Here is a 17,473-nt window from a genome sequence, read left to right as displayed (position 1 = left end):
GACTCCCGGACTCCCGGGGCGCGAGGGGCGCCACGACCGGTCAGAGCACGGGGTCGATGACCGCGACCTGGAAGCCGTAGCTGCGCAGGTCGGGCACCAGCCGCTCGGCGTCGCCGCACAGCACGGCGCGCATCATGCCTTCGTGGGTCGCCTTGCCGACCGTCGCCTCGAAGGCCGACGTGGCCTGGTTCGCGCTGGTCGCGGCGAGTTGCCGGTTCAGCTCGTTGACCCAGTCGACGTCGACCCGGTGCGAGGCCAGCACGCTGGCCTGAGCGGCGATCGCATCGGCGGTGTCATAGCGCAGCGGAGCGATGCCCACCATGAAGCGCACCGCGTCCTCGGCCTCGGTCTTCTCCAGGGGCCGGCGTGACAGGTCGAGCAGGTCGAAGACCCCGCGAAAGGCCTGCGCCGTCACCTCGGTGCGGAAGCTGGCCTGGATGGAGAAACTGCCGTGGAACCTGCTCGCGGACAGTCCGGCCTGCACGCCGTAGGTGAAGCCCTGTCTCTCTCGCAGCTCCATGTTGAGCCGGCTGCCGAACAGCCCGCCGACGGCGCTCGTCGCGACCTGCATCGGCGCCCAGTCCGCCCAGTCCCGCCCCGGCACGACGAGCCCGACCCGCATGTCGGCGGCGACCGCCTCGGGGCGGTCGACGACGTAGGTGGGGCAGGGGCCCTCGGCCGGTGCCGGGGCCTTCGCGTTGCTGTGCACCCCGGTCGCGGGCCAGGCGCCGAAGACCTCGGCGGCATGCTCGACAAGGCCCTCGGGCAGGGCGCCGGCGATGATGAGCGTGGCCCCATCGGCCCGCCACCAGAGGTCGTGGAAGGCGCGCACGTCCTCGGGCGTGATCGTCGGGACCGATGTGGACGTGCCGGCACGGGGCAGCTGCTGGCGGCTGCCGCTGACCCAGCTCTGCTGCGCCAGGCCGATCGATGCCATGGCGGCCGAGTTGGCCCGCTGCTGCTCGATCTCCGTCAGACGCAGGGCCTTGTGGCGGGCCACGTCGGAGTCCGCGTAGGCGGGGGTGCGGACGATCTCGTCGAGCAGATCGATGCCGGCCAGTGCGTAGGGCGCCGCGACGTCGATGCCGCACCGGGTGCCCCAGGAACCGGCCGAACTGTCGAAGACCGCGCCGATGTCCTCGATGCGCCTGGCCAGTGCCTCGCCGGGATGCGCGAGCGAGCCCTCGTCGCAGCACCGCGCGGCCAGGCCGGCGACGCCCTCCTTGCCGGCGGGCTCGTCGCTCAGGGCGAGATCGAAGACGATCTCCGTGCTAATGACGTACTGGCCGGGCAGGTCGTAGGCCCAGATGCTCATGCCGTTGCCGAGGTCGATGATCTCGGGCAGGGGGAAACGCCAGTCGCTGGCCAGGTCGACCGGTGGGCGCAGGTTCTCAGAACTCATCGGGCATCCTCAGCTTCGTAGACGAGCACGGCTCGGTGCTCGGGGGCCAGCCAGGTCCGGGCGGCCTCGGCGATCTGCTCGGCGGTGACCGCGTGCACGCGTGTCAGCAGCGTGTTCACCAGGTGCGGTTCGTCGGACAGGCTGGTGAAACCACTGATCTCGTCGGCGCGGGACTCGACGCTGGCCAGGCGGGTGAGCCATTCGCGGTCGAAACCGGCGTTGACCCGGGCCAGCTCGGCCTCGTCGGGGCCCTGCTCGCCCAGCCGGACGAGTTGCTCGAGGATCGTCTCCGAGAGTTCCTCGGCGCTGTGGCCCGAGCGCACCCGGGCGCTGAGCGAGGCCATCGAGACGCCACGGGCGAGACCGAAGTCACCGGAGCCGACGGCATCGGCGAGCTCACGGTCGCGGACCAGCAGGCTCGGCAGCCGGCTGGACTGGCCGGAGGCCAGCACCGCGAGGGCCTGCTCGACGGCGAAACGCTCGGGGGAGTTGAAGTCAGGGCTGCGCCAGCACAGGTGGATCATCGTGCTCGGGACGGCGCGTCGCACCGTGACGGTGGGAACCCCCTCGTGCCGGGGCAGGGGAGCGCTGGGGCGAGGGGCCTGGGCGGGCTGGGAGTCCAGCGGGCCGAAGTGCTTCTCGACCAGCTCGATCGCGCTGTCGGCCCCGACCGGGCCCGACAGCGTCAGCACCGCGTCACCGGGCTGGTACCAGCGCCGGTAGAAACCCTGCACCTCCGACAGCGAGGCGGCGTCCAGATCGGTCATCGACCCGATCGTGGTGTGGCCGTAGGGATGATCGGACGGGAAGTTCAGCGCCAGCAGCAGTTCCAGCTGGTCGCCGTAGGGCACGTTGTCGTAGCGCTGGCGCTTCTCCTCCTTGACCACCTCGACCTGGGTCTCGAAGTTGGCCTGATCGACCACCAGGGTGCTCATCCGGTCGGCCTCGAGCCACAACGCGAGTTCGAGGGCGCCCGGCGGGACGGTCTCGAAGTAGTTGGTGCGATCGAAGCTGGTCGTCGCGTTCGCGCTGCCACCGACCGACTCCATGCGGGCCAGGTGCTCGCTGGCGGCCACGTGGGCGGAACCGGTGAACATGAGGTGCTCGAACAGGTGGGCGAAACCGGTCACGCCCAGGGACTCATCGCCCGAACCGACGGCGTACCAGAGGTTCACCGCCTCGGCCGGGGCGCCGGGATCGTGATTGACGACCACGCGCAGGCCGTTGTCCAGGGTGTGTTCGACGATTCGGTAGTCGAGAGCGATGTGCGGCACGCAGACATTCTACGAGTGGCGGACCACCGGGCCTCGCAGGGCGGAGAACGGTGCCGGCACCGGGGGCATCGGCCGATGCCCGCGATCTGTTGTCCGGTACCCTCGAGCAGGGCCGGTGATGACCGTCCCTCGGGGCATGGGCCACTAGCATGGGGCCATGACGTGGCAGCGCAGCATTCCGGGTCTCGCGACCCGCGAGGTCCGGATCAACGTCCCCCTCGATCACTCCAATCCCGACGACGAGCGCGGCATCACCGTCTTCGCCCGCGTCGTCGCAGCCCCGGACGGCACGGATCGGCCCTGTCTGCTCTTCCTGCAGGGCGGGCCCGGCTGCGAGTCGCCACGCCCCGGCCTCGACCCGGTGTGGCCGGGCTGGCTGCGCCGGGCCCTGGCCGACTACCAGGTGGTGCTGCTCGACCAGCGCGGCACCGGGCTGTCGAGCCCGATCAGCGAACCGCTCGGTTCGGCGGCCGACCAGGCCGAGTACCTCACCCACCTGCGCGCCGACGAGATCGTCGCCGACTGCGAGGACCTGCGGGCCCATCTGGGGGTCGAGCGCTGGGCGGTGCTGGGCCAGTCCTTCGGCGGCTTCACCGCGGTGCACTATCTGTCGACCCACCCCGACTCGCTGCTGGCGGTCTACTTCACCGGCGGCCTCACCGGCGTCGGCCACAGCGCCGAGGACATCTACACCGCCTGCTACGAGACGATGGCCGGCAAGTCCCTGGAGTACTACCGCCGGTTCCCCGAGGACCGGGACCGCATCGCACGGCTGATCGACCTGGCCGGCCAGGAGGCCATCCGCACGCCCAACGGCGATCTGGTCGGCGCCTCCCGCATCCGCTCACTCGGCCACCTGCTCGGCGCCTCGGGCGGGGCCGAGAAGCTGCACTACCTGCTCGAACGCGACCCCGGGTCACGTGGCTTCCGCTACGACATGGCGGATCTGCTGCCCTTCGGCGGACGCAACGTGCTGTACACGGTGATCCACGAGTCGAGCTACGCCGACGGCGTCGTGACGAACTGGGCAGCCGCCCGCACGCTGCCCGAGGCATTCCGTGCGGACCCGACCCTGCTGACCGGTGAGCACGTCTTCCCCGAGTGGTTCGACGAGGACTCCTCGCTGCGTCCCTGGAAGCACAGCGCCCAGCTCATCGCAGAACACCATTGGCCGAGGCTCTACGACCCGCAGGTGCTGGCCGAGACCGACGTGCCGTGCGCCGCTGCCGTCTACGTCCACGACGCCTACGTGCCGCTGCATCACTCGCTCGAGACGGCAGCGCTGCTGCCGGGCATGCGCACCTGGATCACCAGTGAGTACGAGCACAACGGCTCGAACGCCTCCGGCGGGGCGGTGCTCGACCGTCTCATCAAACTGGCCGCCGGCACCCTGATTCGTTGACCGAACCCGTGCGGGGGCGCTGCGCACGGTCCCTCGGCCAGACGTCGAGCCGCCGGGCCGGCGCACGGCTCATCGGCGAGAAGGAGCACGTCATGAACACAGACGAGACGATCGAGATCGTCGACGACGCCGCACGGCACCGCTACGAGGTCCTCGTCGACGGGACCGTCGCCGGATTCCTGGAGTACTCGGTGGACGGCGGGACCGTGACGATGCCGCACACCGTCGTCGACCCCGCCTTCGGGGGCCGTGGCCTGGCCGGGATGCTGGCCCGGCGCGCCCTCGACGACGCAGCGGCGAACGGGCGCACCGTGGTGCCCAGCTGCTCCTTCGTCGCCGGCTGGATCGCCAAGCACCCCGAGTACGGGCGTCTCGTGCGGCACTGAGGGGCCTGTCCCGTCGAGCCGTGCCGCGGCACCGGATTAAAAACTTGGGACAGCCCCCCTGCCCGCTCCTCCAGGCGTAAGTTCGCTGGGGACAGGCCATCGATGATGGAACCCCAACATCCGGAGGCAGACGAATGTCCAGTACCACTGCCGGCGCCCAGTCGGCCAATCCCACCAAAGCCAATGCTCTGGTGCTGCGAAGCGCCGTCGTTGCCGCTCTCGGCGGTCTCGTCTTCGGCTTCGACACCGCCGTGATCTCAGGAACGACCACTTCCCTGGAGAAGGTCTTCAACCTCAGCCCGTCCGGTCTCGGCTTCACCGTGGCCATGGCCACCATCGGCACCATCGTCGGTGCCCTGTTCTCGGGCAATCTCGCCGACCGCCATGGACGCAAGATCATGCTGTACGGCATCGGGGTGCTCTACATTGTGGGTTCGCTCGGCACCGCCTTGGCTCCGGCTGGGGCGCACGGGCTCTTCCTCGTGTTCCGCTTCCTCGGCGGCGTCGGCGTCGGCATGTCGAGCGTGTGCGCGCCCATCTACACCGCCGAGATCGCCCCGGCCGCCCGCCGCGGACGCCTCGTCGGCCTCGTCCAGGGCAATGTCGTGCTCGGCATCCTGCTGGCCTATCTGAGCAACTACATCATCAGGCTCATCGCTCCTGAGGATGTCGCCTGGCGCTGGATGCTCGGCGTCATGGCCGTGCCCTCCGCAGTCTTCCTCATCCTGCTGCTGGCCGTTCCAGAGACGCCCCGCTGGTTGATGTCCGTGGACCGCGAGGACGAGGCCATCGCGATCAGCCGTCGGCTGTGCAGCACCCAGACCGAGTCCGATGAGCAGATCGCGGAGATCCGCGCCCAGCTCGCCGAACAGGCCGAACTGCGCTCGGTTCGGGTCAAGTTCTTCTCGAAGCGTTACCGCAAGGTGATTCTCCTGGCGTTCTGCATCGCCATGTTCAACCAGATGTCCGGTGTGAACGCCATCCTCTACTACGCTCCGGTCGTGATCCAGGAAGCCGGCGCTTCGACCGATTCGTCGTACCTGATGAGTGTGGCCGTCGGTCTCATGAACCTCATCGCCACGATGGCCGCGCTCACCGTGATCGACAAGATCGGACGTCGCGCCCTCATGATCGTCGGGTCCATCGGCTATCTCGTCTCGCTGGGCTTCCTGGCCGGCGTCATGTTCGGTTTCTCCGGACACTTCAACACCACATCGTCGGTGCTCGTGCTCATCGGCCTGCTCGTGTTCATCGCCGCCCACGCCTTCGGCCAGGGCTCGGTGATCTGGGTGTTCATCTCGGAGATCTTCCCCAACCGGGTGCGCGGCCGAGGCCAGTCCCTTGGCTCGATGACCCACTGGACGTTCGCCGCCCTGACCACGTACGCCTTCCCGCCGGTCATCGCGAGCCTGGGCGGCGGCGCCGCATTCCTCATCTTCTTCGTGTTCGTGTGCGGCCAGCTGCTGTGGGTGCTCAAGGTGATGCCCGAGACCAAGGGCGTGCCCCTGGAGGAGATGGAGAAGCGCCTGGGGATCGCCGGGAACGGCTGACCCCGTCCCGGGCCGCCCTGTCCGGAATCACACGCCTGCATCTGCCATGGTCGCCGATCGGGACTCACGCCGCCCTCGCCGGGGCGGATCGCCACTGGTCCCCGCGGCCCCGGCAGCTGTCGCCTCTCGGCCCAGTGAGAAGGCTGTTTGCAAGGGAAGGCTCAGCATTTGTTTCTACGAATGAGAATAGTTATATTCTCCGCGTGGTTGGGATTCTCACCGTACGTGATCTGAACGTCACCGCTGGTCAGCGCGCTCTGGTCAGGGGGCTGAGTTTCTCCATCGCTGCGGGGGAATGCGTCGCGCTGCTTGGTGCGAGCGGCTCCGGGAAATCGCTCACTGCCGAGTCCCTGCTCGGGACCCTGCCAGCAGGACTGGAGCGTACCGGGCGCATCGAGCTCGACGGCGCCGATGTCAGCCATGCCCGTCCCCAGGACAGGGCGGGCATGGCTGCTGTCTTCCAGGCCACTGCCACCGCGCTGAATCCGCTCATGAGAGTAGGTGGGCAGTTCCGTCTGGCCGGCCACGAGCCCCACGAGGTCGCCGCGACACTCGCCGATCTCGACTTCGACGACCCCGACCGCGTCCTCGGCTCCTATCCCATGCAGTTGTCCGGCGGCCAGCGTCAGCGGGTCTGCCTGGCCCTGGCGGTCATGTGCAGACCCCGGATTCTCGTCGCCGACGAGCCGACCAGCGCGCTGGACACGGTGAGCCAGGCCGAGGTCATCTCGGCCGTGCGGGACCAGACCGGCCCGGGGCGCGCCGCCCTGCTGTTCATCACTCACGATGTCGCCTTGGCCAGCGGCCTGTGCGAACGGGCCATGGTCATGCACGAGGGACGGATCGTCGCCGATGAGGACATCGCGACGCTGCTCGCCCGGAGCGGGGAGGACTACGTCGGCCGGCTCGTGAGCGCGGCGCATGCCATGTCGGAGCTCTCGACGGCAGGGGAGAGCGCATGAGTCTGGCAGCCCAGTCGCTGGTCAAGTGCTACCGCACTGGTCGTCATGACGTGCGTGCTCTCGACGGTGTCGACCTGGAACTGTCCGCGGGACAGGGACTGGGCGTCGTCGGGCCCTCGGGCAGCGGCAAGTCGACGCTGCTGCACGTCCTCATCCGGCTCGCAGAACCCGACACGGGACGTATGCTCCTGGACGGCAAAGAGATCTCACGAGGCGCACTGCGTGATTTCCGACGCGCCGTGCAGTTCGTTCCGCAGGATCCGGCGGGCAGCCTCGATCCGCGCCGCTCGGTGCTCTCCCAAGTCCGTGAACCACTGCTGCGTCTGGGCGTCGGAGGAGACCACGAGTCGATGGTACAGATCGCATTGTCCCGTGTCGGGCTGCCCGGTGGACTCATCGACAGGAGGGCCTCCGCGCTGTCCGGCGGCGAGGCCCAGCGGGTGGCGGTGGCAAGGGCCATCGTCACCGCGCCCAGGTACGTGCTGGCCGATGAGCCGACGAGCGGCCTGGACGCCCCCCTGCGGCTGCAAGTCCTGGACCTGCTCGCCGAGCTGCGGTGTCAGGGCGTCGGCGTCCTGCTCGTCAGCCATGATCTGTCCGGTGTCAACCGGGTGTGCACCGATCTGCTCGTCCTCGACCGGGGCCGTGTCGCTGAACGCGGTGAAGTCGCCTCACTGATGGCCGAACCCCGTCACGAGATGACCAGGACCTTGATCAGCGCCATCCCCCGGATCAGATGCTGACCCCGGTCACCTGCCGGCCCAGCCCGGCGCCAACCGGCTCGCCACGGATCTGCTGGATGCGAGCCACGGCAAAACCCTCACTACATCGAAAGGTTGCGGTATGAAGACATCTCGTAGAACCCTGCTGGGTGCGGTCGGACTGGCCGGCCTGAGCGCAACGGCCCTCACGGGTTGCTTCAGTGACAACGGTTCCTCCGGCTCTGCGAAGACCCCGGGCACCGAACGACTCAAGATCGCCTCGCTGTCGGCACCCAAGGCCTCCCTGTCGCCCTTCTCCGACGATGCCTACCGGCTCTTCCGCTGGTCGGCCATCGAGTGCCTGACCATCCTCGACGACGAGGGCAAACCCCAGCCCAGTCTGGCCACCGGCTGGGAGCAGCGCAGTGACACCGAGTGGGTCTTCACACTGCGCGACGGCGTGACCTTCCACGACGGCACCGCCTTCGATGCCGAGACGGCCGTCAACTCACTGGCGAAGGTCATGGCGGCGAGCCCACTGCCACGCGTGCTCGCCGGCGTCCAACTGACGGCCAGCGCCGAGGACGGCAAACTCGTCATCACCACGGCGGCACCGGATCCCCTGCTGCCAAACCGCGTGTCGAGTCCCAATCTGTGCATGCTCGCACCGTCGGCTTACGGGGCGGAGACCGTGGATCCCATAGGTCACGGCAGCGGCGCCTTCGTCGTGACGAAGCTGAACGGGACGGCCAACGCCTCCCTGGATCGTTACGAGGGCTACTGGGGCGACAGGCCCCTGCTCGCGGGCATCGAGGACACCTTCGTGCCCGACGGCACGTCACGCGCCTCGGCCCTGCGCACCGGCGAGGCCGACATCGCCGAGGCCCTGCCGATCGGCCAGCTCGACGAGATCGAGGAGGGCCTGGTCCACGAGATCCCCAACTCGCGGACGACAGCCCTCTACCTCAACACGTCCAGCGGCGTTTTCACCGACCCGGCCGTCCGGGCCGCCGCCCGCGAGGCCGTCGACACGAAGCAGATCGTCGAGAAGGTCTTCGAGGGCCATGCCGATCCGGCCGCGGAGATGCTCAGCGACGCACTGAACTGGCCCGCCGAGGCCCGCAAGCGCGTCGGTTTCGAGAATCTGCTCTCCTCCCGCGCCAAGGCCTCGAGCGATCTGAACGGCAAGTCCATCAAACTGGCCACCTACACGGACCGGCCCGAACTGCCCGAGATCGCCACGCAGCTGGAGCAGGCCTTCAAGGCGGCCGGCTTCACCGTCGAGCAGACGGTGCGCGAGTACACCTACCTCAGTGAGGAGATCCTCTCCGGGGCCTTCGACGCCGTCATCCTCTCCCGATCGATGACCATCGACAGCGGCGACCCGGTGTCCACGCTGGCCAGTGACTTCACGAGCTCGGGAAGCTTCAACATCGCCATGCTCAAGGACCCCGAGGTCGACTCCCTCGTCTCCCGGGCCGGCGCCATCGAACCGGGTCAGGACCGCCAGGACGCCGTCATCAGGGCAGAGGCCGCGATCCTCGCCCTCGACGCCGTCATCCCGCTGGTTCACGAACGCACCCTGCAGGGCGAGGCCTCCGGCGTCTCCGATGCCGCCAGGGACAACCTGGAGCGCCGGCTGGTGACCACGAAGACTGATGTCACCAGGTGAGATGAGAAGAAGACTGCTGCCCGAGGTCACCAATGGCCTGGTGCTCGCCGGCTCCCGGCTGCTGGCGGTGGGGCTCGTCCTGCTGCTCATCGGGATTCTGCCCTGGCTGGGCGGGACTTCGGCGGAGACGACGATCCTGCGCGCACGCTATGCCGAACTCGAGGCCACGCCGGAGAATCTCGCCCGGGTGCGTGCCGAACTCGGTCTGGATCGCGGGCCCTTGGTGATCTTCGGGCAGTGGTTCAGGGGACTGGTGCACGGCGACCTGGGCAATTCGTGGATCACTGGTGAGCCCCTGGGAGCCGAGCTGCTGCGCCCGTTCAGCGTCTCACTGAGCCTCATGGGCTTCTCCCTCCTGGTCGCCGCCCTCGTCGCCGGTCTCATGCTCATCGGTCCGATGCGCGATGGCCTGCGCTTTCGCCCCAATCGGGGATCGGGACTGGGGGCTGCTGCCGTGTCCTCGTTCCCCAGCTTCCTGCTCGGCTCGTTGCTGCTCATCTGCTTCGCGGTCTGGCTCAAGTGGTTCCCGCCCTACGGCTGGAAGGGACTTCGCTACGCGGTGCTGCCGTCGGTCGCCATGGGCGTTCCCACCGGGGCCTACTTCGGCCGGCTGCTGGCCGATGCCGTGGCCGGGGCCTGGGGCGAGCCCTGGGTGCGGACCTGGGCGCTGGGCGGTGTGCCGGAGCGCAGCCTGTGCCTGGCCGTCCTGCGGCGCGCGATGAGCGGGCTGTTGTCCCAGGTGGCGCTGTCAGTGGTCTCCCTGACCGCCGGCGCCGTGGCCGTCGAGCAGATCTTCGCCATCCCCGGCCTGGGACGCAGCATGCTCGGTTCGGCAGCTGCACAGGATGTGCCGGCGGTTCAAGCCGACATGATCCTGCTGCTGGCGCTGGCAGCGGTCGTCGGGACCCTGGCCGCCATCGGACGCCGGCTCATCCTCGGCCCCGCGCTGAGGGCCGGCGCCGTCCCCGTGCCGAGGCCCGCCGCTTGTGGTGCGAGGAGAGCCGGCGTCACTGCTCTCGTCGCGACAGGACTGCTCGTCCTACTGGTCGCCCTCGGCCTACCGCGCGACCCGGGGGCAGTGGACCACGGCAGGCTCCAGGCGCCCGGGGCAGGCCTGCTGCTCGGCGCGGACGCGTCGGGAAGAGACATGCTCGCCCGTGTCGCTCACGGTGCCCTGTCGACACTCGGCGTCGCCGCCCTTGTGGTGGCCGCCACGCTCGTCATCGGCATCGTCATCGGCCTGTGCGGGCGCTGGGCAACCGGCCTCATCGAGGTCGTCAATGCGCTGCCCGCCCTCATCGTCGGCCTGCTCGTCGCCGCCGTGACCGGCCCGAGCTGGATCGGCGCCGCCATCGCGGTGGCGATCACCGCCTGGGCGCCGCTGGCCGCGCACACGGCCGATCTCGTCGCCGAGGTCAGGGCGCGGCCCTACATTCAGCTGCAGCCCTTGTGGGGCGTGGGCAGGGTCCGGCAGCTGGTCTTCGGCGTGCTGCCCGCCGTCGTCCCGACGATCACGCGCCACGCGGTGCTCCGCCTGCCCGGCCGGGCCCTCGAACTCGCCTCCCTGAGCTTTCTCGGGCTGGGCGCACAGCCCCCGTCACCCGAATGGGGCCTGCTGCTGTCCGATGGCATCCACTACGTCGAGCGGGCGCCGTGGGTCGTGCTGGCACCGACCCTTGCCCTCGTCCTCGCCTCGGTGGCCGCCGTCGCAGCCTCCTCGCGGGGCGGGTGAGGAGAGCTCCCAGGGCAGGAAGGCCCCGCTCCTCGGTTGCGCGGCCCGGCGCGAGCATGGCCGGGGACGCCAGGCCCGATCAGCCGACGAGGGGCGGGGCATCGGATCCGGTGACCATGCGAGCCATGGTGCTGGACCGTCGGCTCGACGAGGCGGCCGTCCTGGCCTCTTTCACCGGAGCCTGCGATAATCTCGTCACCAGACGTCGGACCAGGAGCACCGGCCGGACGGTGCCGGCTATGCCGCGTCTGATGGAGGGCATCATGCGAGCCGCAGTCTTCGTCGAACCCGGGACGGTGCGGGTCGAGGACCGTCCCGAACCGGTCATCAGGAAATCCACCGATGTGATCGTTCGCGTCACCGACGCCTGCGTGTGCGGCTCCGATCTGTGGTGGTTCCGCGGCATCAGTCACCGCGAGCACGGCTCACTCACCGGCCACGAGGCGATGGGTGTCGTCACCGAGACAGGTCCGGCGGTGTCCTCGCTGGCTCCGGGCGACTTCGTCATCGTGCCCTTCACCCATGGCTGCGGCGCCTGCCCGGTGTGCCTGGCGGGTTTCGACGCGAACTGCCCGAATGCGGAACCGGGCGGAAACGCCGGCTACCAGGCCGAGTACATGCGCGCCTACAACGCCGACGGTGCCCTGGTGAAGGTGCCGGGGGTTCCCGGCGACTACTCGGCCGCGATGCGTGCGAGCCTGCTCACCCTGTCCGACGTGATGGCGACCGGCTACCACGCGGCCAGGATGGCCGAGGTGGGCCCGGGTGCCACGGCAGTGGTCCTCGGGGACGGCGCCGTCGGACTGCTGGGCGTGCTGAGCGCCCGGATGCTCGGCGCCGAGCGCATCATCGCGATGAGCCGGCACGAGGACCGCCAGCGGATCGCCCGTGAGTTCGGGGCCAGCGATATCGTGCCCGAACGCGGGGCCGATGCCGTAACGCGGGTGATGGAGCTGACCGGAGGCGTCGGCGCCGATGCGGTGCTCGAGTGCGTCGGCACCAACCAGTCCACCCAGACCGCCATCGCCGTCGCGCGTCCCGGCTCCGTCATCGGCCGCGTCGGCGTTCCCCACGACGTCGACATCGACTCGCTGGGCCTGTTCTGGCGGAACATCGGCCTGCGCGGCGGCCCGGCCTCGGTGACGACCTACGACCGCCAGATCCTCCTGGAGGCCGTCCTCGACGGCTCGATCGATCCCGGCCGCGTGTTCACCGCGGAGTTCGACCTCGATGACGTGCAGGAGGCCTACGCGGCCATGGACGAGCGCCGGGCGGTCAAGTCGCTGCTGCACGTGTGCGCAGACTGACTGAATCCCAGGCGCGCTGTTCACCCCGAGATCGGATCCTTGACAGGATCGGGTGTGGTAATGCTAGCCTTCATTAGTGAAGGGGAGTAGCTCCCATGCAGGGTCCTCTGCGGGCCCGGAGATACGTCGACATACTGGCGGTGACCCCGCCCGGCGTATCGCTTCGCACGGTGCGGAGTGAGCGAGACCTTCGGCTGTTGTCCACGGCCGAAGTCCCTCCCTGAGCCTTCGGCCACCACCGAGAGGCTCCTGTTGTCATTTCTCAGCATTTTTTTCGTCGGACTCAGCGTCTCCGCCGACGCCTTCGCCGCCTCTCTCGCGAGCGGCCTGCAGATGATGCGTCTGCTCTGGGGCAGGGCATTCCTCATCGCCGGCGTCTTCGGTCTCTTCCAGGCGCTCATGCCTCTTCTCGGCTGGGCCCTCACCTCTCGGTTCGCCGGCCTCGTCGAACCCGTCGACCACTGGATCGCCTTCGGCCTGTTGGGTTTCATCGGCGGCAAGATGATCTGGGAGGCTCTGCATCCCGAGGACGAGAACCCGCGCGCCGAGTGGATGGGGCTCAAGAGACTCCTGCTGCTGGGTGTCGCCACGAGCATCGACGCAGCAGCGGTGGGCATATCCATGGCGGTTCTCGACGTACCGATCATCCAGGCGGTCGCGGTGATCGGCCTGACCACCTTCGTCATCGCCCTCGCCGGTGTGCCGATCGGCCACAGTCTCGGCGCCCGGTTCCGCACGCCTGCCGAGGTCCTGGGCGGTGTCCTGCTCATCGCCCTGGGCACGAAGATCCTGCTCGAGCACCTGGGAATCATCGCCTGACGGCGCGCCTCGTCCGCGGCCCCGGGGATGCGATGCTCAGGAGGCCACAGGCGAGTCCGTCGCGCCTGCACGGGAGTGTTCGTCAGAGCACCCGGGGCTGGATGCGCGGGCCGGGAGCTCGATGATCATCGAGCACCCTGCATCGCCCGGTTCCACATAGACCCTGCCCCCGTGGGCGTCGACGACGGCCCGTACGATGGACAGCCCCAGTCCCGAGCCGGTGGTGGCCCTGGGTGTTCGGGCCGCGTCCTTGCGCCAACCGGCCTCGAACATGTGCTGGGCCGTGTCCTCGTCCAGGCCACCACAGCCGTCACTCACCCGGACCGTGACCGTGCCGGGACTCGCGTAGAGCAGTACGCGGACACGACTGCCCGGAAGGCTGTAGTTCACCGCGTTCCCCATGACGTTCTGCAGTGCTCGTGCGAGAAGGCTGGCGTCGCCGTGAACCTCGGAGCTGTCCGTGGCGAGTTCGCCGGCCAGGTGAAGCCCGCGGGCCTCTGCAAGCGGCTGCAGCTGGACGAGCAGGTCGGAGACGAGGTCTGCGAGACTGACTGGTTCGTCGCTCATCCGGTTCGTCCCCGACTGCAGGCCGGCCAGGGCCATCAGATCATTGACCATGGCCGTGGTGCGATCGGCCTCGGCAATGATGGAGCGGTAGTAGCGTTCCGGCTCAGAGGCGACTCCGTCGCTCAGCGCCTCACCCATGGCACGGATGCCGGCCAGGGGGGTGCGCAGGTCGTGGGACAGCCAGGTGATGAGCTCCAGCCGTCCCTTCTCGACCGCGCGGTCGCGTTGCTCCGCCTCCAGCTCGGCTCGGGTGAGGCTCGCGATCCGATTGCTCCTGATGGAGACGAAAATCCCGACCAGCAGGGCGACCGGGAGTACGGCAGCGAGAACGCTCAGCACCACCTGGGCGTCGCCGATGAGCATCTGCCGGATTCCCACGAGCAGGCCTGCACCGATGGCCAGCACTGCGGTGACCGGGCTGAGAATGGTGGCCCAGCGGACGGAGTGCCGGGCTACACGTAGGGTCGTCAGGACGCCGACCAGCCCCATTCCCAGTGCGGCAGTGACTGCCAGGAGCAGGCCGGTCATGGTGTCTCCTTCACCGGTTCCCAGCGGTAGCCGCGCCCCCAGACGGTGACCAGCCGTCTGGGGGTCGAGGGGTCTTTCTCGATCTTTCCGCGCAGCCTGCGGACGTGCACGGTGACCGTTGACTGATCGCCGTACTCCCAGCCCCACACCCGGCCCATGAGTTCCTCGCGGGACATCACCTGGTCGGGATGAGTGACCATGTGGGCCAGCAGATCATATTCGCGCAGGGTGAGTTCGAGCGGGCGATCGCCCATGAAGGCCTTCCTGGCGGTCAGGTCGAGTCGCAGGTCGCCATCGGTCACCACCTGCCGGTCGGACCTGTTCGTGCCGGCCTCGGTCCGGCGCAGCACCGATTCCACTCGTAGCACCAGTTCGCGGGCGCTGAAGGGTTTCGTGAGATAATCGTCGGCCCCGTTCTCCAGACCGAGAATCCGATCCGACTCGGAGCCCTTGGCGGTGAGCATGATCACGGCGGCGCGGTTGCCGTCGCGACGAAGCCGGCGGTGCACCTCGAGGCCGTCGATGCCGGGCAGCATCAGGTCGAGGACGATGAGGTCGAAGTCCGTCCGGGCGGCCAGCGTCAGGGCATCGATTCCGTCATCGCAGGTGACCACCTGCATTCCGGCAGCCCGAAGATAATCACTGACGACGCCACGGACGGTGTCATCATCATCGACCACGAGTACCTGTGCCACGCCCTCCACCATAATTACCCGCCGAAGGTGAAGGCATTCGCAGTGATCCCCTTGTTGAAGGTGAGCTCCACGGTGGTGCCGGTCTTCGGGCTGGGCAGTGAGACGAGCCGGTACAACCGGTGCTCGTCCACCTCTGCCACGCCTCCAGGGGCGTCCGGGCCGAGATCCCGCTCCTCGCCGTTGACCTTCACCTTCACCGTGCCGCTCTGGCCGCCCATGACCAGGTAGAGCTCCCGCCCGTCGAATTTGTACGTGAGGGTCGCACCGTCGGAATCGGAGGTGATCGACTCGCCATCGGCCTTCCAGCGTCCGGACAGGGTCCATTCGTTGGATGCCAGGGAGCGCTCCGGCTCGTGCTCGGTCGTGCCCTGTCTCAGGGACGGGTTGCCGCGATAGCCGCGTGCCCTGTTGGTGCCCAGGTAGGTCTCCGGGGACTGGTCGGAGGCGGCATGCTCGTCGGAGGAGGCCTGCGCCATGGGGCCGGTCGAGTTCAGCAGTTCGCGGATCTTCTTCTCTGTCTCCTCATAGGCTCCTTCCCCGAAATGGGTGTACCGCACCTTGCCCTCCTGGTCGATCAGGTACTTGGCGGGCCAGTACTGATTGCCATAGGCCCGCCACGTGGCGAAGTCGTTGTCGAGGGCCACCGGGTACTTGATACCGGCCTCGCGCACCGCCTTGGCCACATTCTCGGGCTCCTTCTCGAAGGCGAACTCCGGTGCGTGCACGCCGATGATCTGCAGCCCCTGATCGCGGTAGTTGTCGTACCAGGCGTTCAGATAGGGCTGCGTGCGCACGCAGTTGATGCACGAATAGGTCCAGAAGTCGATCAGCGTCACCTTGCCGCGGAGCCGCTCCAGGGTGAGCGGATCACTGTTGATCCACTGCTGGATGCCCTCCAGCTCGGGAGCCTGGTGGGACATGTCCTGACCGATGGCCTTCGGCTGGCCGTCCCCGGTGTTGCCGGACTGGTCCTTGGGCAGCACCTTCTCCTCCAGCGCGCTGAGGGTTGGCAGTTTCTCGACGGCCCAGGTCTGGACCTTCCGGTCCAGGCCTGTGGCGACGAACAGGCCGACGATGATGAACAGGGCGGCGATGCCGCGCTGAAAGGCGCCCCGCGGGTTGGCCGCCCACTTCACCTTGTCGATGAGCCTGCGGCCGAGCAGGGAGATCCCCAGCAGGGCGGCGGTCATGCCGATGCAGTACAGCCCCAGGTAGGCAAGCCCGGCGGTACGGCTGGCCGGCAGCACGGAGGCGATCAGCCAGGCATAGGTGGGGCTGCAGCTGCTGAACACGGGACCGAGGGCCACACCTGTCAGAACAGCGCTGGCCGTTCCACTGCCTTGGTTCTGGGCCTTGCTCAGCAGGGCGTGGGAACCCTGCTCCAGCCCGATCCTCGTCGAGATGCTCGTCCAGATCCCGGGGAAGAGCATCATGACGCCCAAGGCGATCACGAGCCCGCCCGAGACGGTGGTCCACACCCGCGGATCAATCTTGATCAGTGCCGTTGAGGCCTTGAGCAGCAGGGTGAACGCCATGAGCGAGACGACCAGTGAACCGGCGATCACATAGGGGCGATGACGGCTCCCGTTGAGGCTCCCACCGACGATGACGGGCAGAAACGGCAGGACACACGGTGCAAGGACGGTGAGAACACCGGCCAGCAGCGACAGAACAGCAGTGAACAGCATTGCAGATCAGCCCTCGGTCCCTCAGCTCAGTTCTTGATGCCGGAGAGGGCGTCGTCGATGTTCGTTGCACTCCAGGTGCGGACGGCATTGCCCTCGGCATCCACCTGAACGAAGGTGTGCTGGGTAGTCACCCCATACTTCTGGCGCAGTTCCGGGTTGGAATCGTAGTCGACGCTGACGATGTCCGTGCCGTCGGGAATCCTGCCCGGGTTCTCCTTGAGGGCCTTGGTGATCGCCTGGCAGCTGGGGCACCATGTGGCGTTGAAGAAGAGAATCGACTTCGTGTCGGTCTTCTTGTCGGAGTTGGCCTTGTACTCGTCGTGGCTGATGAACCTTCCTGGTGACATCATCTTGTCCTGCGACATGGCTGACTCCTGGCTCATGGCGCCCGAGGACATGGCGGATTCCGGCGACATCGCATCGTGTGACATGGCCGATTCCGGGCTCATGGCGTCCGAGGACATGGCCGGGCTCATCGAACCGTCGGCATCCTTCTTGTCGTTGGGGCCGCAGGCGGCCAGTACACCGGCAGCGAGGACTGCCGCGGTCAGGGAACCAATGATTTTTTTCATGACAGGAAGTCTGGCCGGGCAGGAATGACGTGGAGCAGGGCAGAATCCTTACGAAAATGTGACCAGATGGTTTCTATCGGCGTCCGTGATGCTCCCGTAAGGGCGAGGGACGGCAGCGACGCCGCAGCACTGGCCGCGTCGTCCCCGCGCGCCGGAGGGCCCCTGAGCGCTGAAGCTGGTCCTGGCCGGGACCGTGGTGGTGGGGTGGGGACCTCG

The 17,473-nt window shown here is 68.2% G+C and carries 15 protein-coding genes; 9 read left to right on the top strand and 6 right to left on the bottom strand.

Translation table 11 applies throughout. The features are described 5' to 3' along the window. Nucleotides 1-40: 40 nt before the first annotated feature. Nucleotides 41-1,402, bottom strand: coding sequence for a M16 family metallopeptidase (locus D9T14_RS03580; RefSeq protein WP_119160775.1), 1,362 nt, complete (start codon nucleotides 1,400-1,402; stop codon nucleotides 41-43). Further along, nucleotides 1,399-2,676, bottom strand: a complete 1,278-nt coding sequence (locus tag D9T14_RS03575; RefSeq protein ID WP_232012501.1) for a M16 family metallopeptidase — start codon at nucleotides 2,674-2,676, stop codon at nucleotides 1,399-1,401. The genes D9T14_RS03580 and D9T14_RS03575 overlap by 4 nt, the downstream gene beginning before the upstream one ends. Nucleotides 2,677-2,833: 157 nt before the next feature. On the opposite strand from D9T14_RS03575, the gene D9T14_RS03570 reads away from it, so the two are divergent. The 9 genes from D9T14_RS03570 (at nucleotide 2,834) to D9T14_RS03530 (ending at nucleotide 13,207) form a co-directional block, all read left to right on the top strand. Beyond that, nucleotides 2,834-4,078 (top strand): alpha/beta fold hydrolase, encoded by a 1,245-nt coding sequence (locus tag D9T14_RS03570; RefSeq protein ID WP_119160774.1) that lies wholly within the window; start codon nucleotides 2,834-2,836, stop codon nucleotides 4,076-4,078. 92 nt (nucleotides 4,079-4,170) lie between these two features. Next, entirely contained in the window at nucleotides 4,171-4,464 is a 294-nt protein-coding gene (locus D9T14_RS03565) for a GNAT family N-acetyltransferase (protein WP_119160888.1), read from the top strand. A gap of 134 nt (nucleotides 4,465-4,598) precedes the next feature. Further along, nucleotides 4,599-6,014, top strand: coding sequence for a sugar porter family MFS transporter (locus D9T14_RS03560; RefSeq protein ID WP_119160773.1), 1,416 nt, complete (start codon nucleotides 4,599-4,601; stop codon nucleotides 6,012-6,014). A 203-nt stretch (nucleotides 6,015-6,217) separates the two neighbouring features. Further along, entirely contained in the window at nucleotides 6,218-6,976 is a 759-nt protein-coding gene (locus tag D9T14_RS03555; protein ID WP_170175691.1) for an ABC transporter ATP-binding protein, read from the top strand. Then, the gene (locus D9T14_RS03550) at nucleotides 6,973-7,719 is read left to right on the top strand and encodes an ABC transporter ATP-binding protein (RefSeq protein ID WP_197720662.1); all 747 of its coding nucleotides are present in this window, start codon (nucleotides 6,973-6,975) and stop codon (nucleotides 7,717-7,719) included. The genes D9T14_RS03555 and D9T14_RS03550 overlap by 4 nt, the downstream gene beginning before the upstream one ends. Before the next feature lie 100 nt (nucleotides 7,720-7,819). Next, complete coding sequence (locus tag D9T14_RS03545) at nucleotides 7,820-9,349, top strand: ABC transporter substrate-binding protein (RefSeq protein WP_119160771.1); 1,530 nt, start codon at nucleotides 7,820-7,822, stop codon at nucleotides 9,347-9,349. A gap of 1 nt (nucleotide 9,350) precedes the next feature. Beyond that, the gene (locus tag D9T14_RS03540) at nucleotides 9,351-11,081 is read left to right on the top strand and encodes an ABC transporter permease subunit (protein ID WP_119160770.1); all 1,731 of its coding nucleotides are present in this window, start codon (nucleotides 9,351-9,353) and stop codon (nucleotides 11,079-11,081) included. Between the two features lie 125 nt (nucleotides 11,082-11,206). Beyond that, complete coding sequence (locus D9T14_RS03535; protein WP_445648493.1) at nucleotides 11,207-12,388, top strand: zinc-dependent alcohol dehydrogenase family protein; 1,182 nt, start codon at nucleotides 11,207-11,209, stop codon at nucleotides 12,386-12,388. Between the two features lie 252 nt (nucleotides 12,389-12,640). Then, nucleotides 12,641-13,207: a manganese efflux pump MntP gene (locus tag D9T14_RS03530; RefSeq protein WP_119160769.1), complete on the top strand. Its 567-nt coding sequence runs from the start codon at nucleotides 12,641-12,643 to the stop codon at nucleotides 13,205-13,207. Nucleotides 13,208-13,243: 36 nt separating this feature from the next. On the opposite strand, the gene D9T14_RS03525 is transcribed toward D9T14_RS03530, so the two are convergent. From D9T14_RS03525 to D9T14_RS03510, 4 genes are read right to left on the bottom strand one after another with little or no spacing between them, the layout of a single operon-like run. After that, nucleotides 13,244-14,302 carry a sensor histidine kinase gene (locus D9T14_RS03525; protein ID WP_119160768.1) on the bottom strand — a complete coding sequence of 353 codons (1,059 nt, stop codon included), beginning with the start codon at nucleotides 14,300-14,302 and terminating at the stop codon, nucleotides 13,244-13,246. Next, nucleotides 14,299-14,997: a response regulator transcription factor gene (locus D9T14_RS03520; RefSeq protein WP_232012502.1), complete on the bottom strand. Its 699-nt coding sequence runs from the start codon at nucleotides 14,995-14,997 to the stop codon at nucleotides 14,299-14,301. The genes D9T14_RS03525 and D9T14_RS03520 overlap by 4 nt, the downstream gene beginning before the upstream one ends. A gap of 14 nt (nucleotides 14,998-15,011) precedes the next feature. Continuing rightward, complete coding sequence (locus tag D9T14_RS03515) at nucleotides 15,012-16,685, bottom strand: cytochrome c biogenesis protein DipZ (RefSeq protein ID WP_119160766.1); 1,674 nt, start codon at nucleotides 16,683-16,685, stop codon at nucleotides 15,012-15,014. A gap of 26 nt (nucleotides 16,686-16,711) precedes the next feature. Next, nucleotides 16,712-17,257 carry a thioredoxin family protein gene (locus D9T14_RS03510; RefSeq protein ID WP_119160765.1) on the bottom strand — a complete coding sequence of 182 codons (546 nt, stop codon included), beginning with the start codon at nucleotides 17,255-17,257 and terminating at the stop codon, nucleotides 16,712-16,714. Nucleotides 17,258-17,473: the final 216 nt, after the last annotated feature.

Source organism: Propionibacterium australiense (assembly GCF_003666605.1).
GTDB lineage: Bacteria > Actinomycetota > Actinomycetes > Propionibacteriales > Propionibacteriaceae > Propionibacterium > Propionibacterium australiense.
The sequence above is the reverse complement of the archived record's forward strand: the minus strand, read 5'-3'. Positions and strand labels throughout refer to the sequence as shown.

Coding starts and splice junctions, on each gene's coding strand:
- D9T14_RS03540 (WP_119160770.1), top strand. CDS start 9,351: ATGAGAAGAAGACTGCTGCCCGAGGTCACCAATGGCCTGGTGCTCGCC.
- D9T14_RS03550 (WP_197720662.1), top strand. CDS start 6,973: ATGAGTCTGGCAGCCCAGTCGCTGGTCAAGTGCTACCGCACTGGTCGT.
- D9T14_RS03535 (WP_445648493.1), top strand. CDS start 11,207: ATGGTGCTGGACCGTCGGCTCGACGAGGCGGCCGTCCTGGCCTCTTTC.
- D9T14_RS03565 (WP_119160888.1), top strand. CDS start 4,171: ATGAACACAGACGAGACGATCGAGATCGTCGACGACGCCGCACGGCAC.
- D9T14_RS03580 (WP_119160775.1), bottom strand. CDS start 1,402: ATGAGTTCTGAGAACCTGCGCCCACCGGTCGACCTGGCCAGCGACTGG.
- D9T14_RS03560 (WP_119160773.1), top strand. CDS start 4,599: ATGTCCAGTACCACTGCCGGCGCCCAGTCGGCCAATCCCACCAAAGCC.
- D9T14_RS03515 (WP_119160766.1), bottom strand. CDS start 16,685: ATGCTGTTCACTGCTGTTCTGTCGCTGCTGGCCGGTGTTCTCACCGTC.
- D9T14_RS03570 (WP_119160774.1), top strand. CDS start 2,834: ATGACGTGGCAGCGCAGCATTCCGGGTCTCGCGACCCGCGAGGTCCGG.
- D9T14_RS03525 (WP_119160768.1), bottom strand. CDS start 14,302: ATGACCGGCCTGCTCCTGGCAGTCACTGCCGCACTGGGAATGGGGCTG.
- D9T14_RS03510 (WP_119160765.1), bottom strand. CDS start 17,257: ATGAAAAAAATCATTGGTTCCCTGACCGCGGCAGTCCTCGCTGCCGGT.
- D9T14_RS03545 (WP_119160771.1), top strand. CDS start 7,820: ATGAAGACATCTCGTAGAACCCTGCTGGGTGCGGTCGGACTGGCCGGC.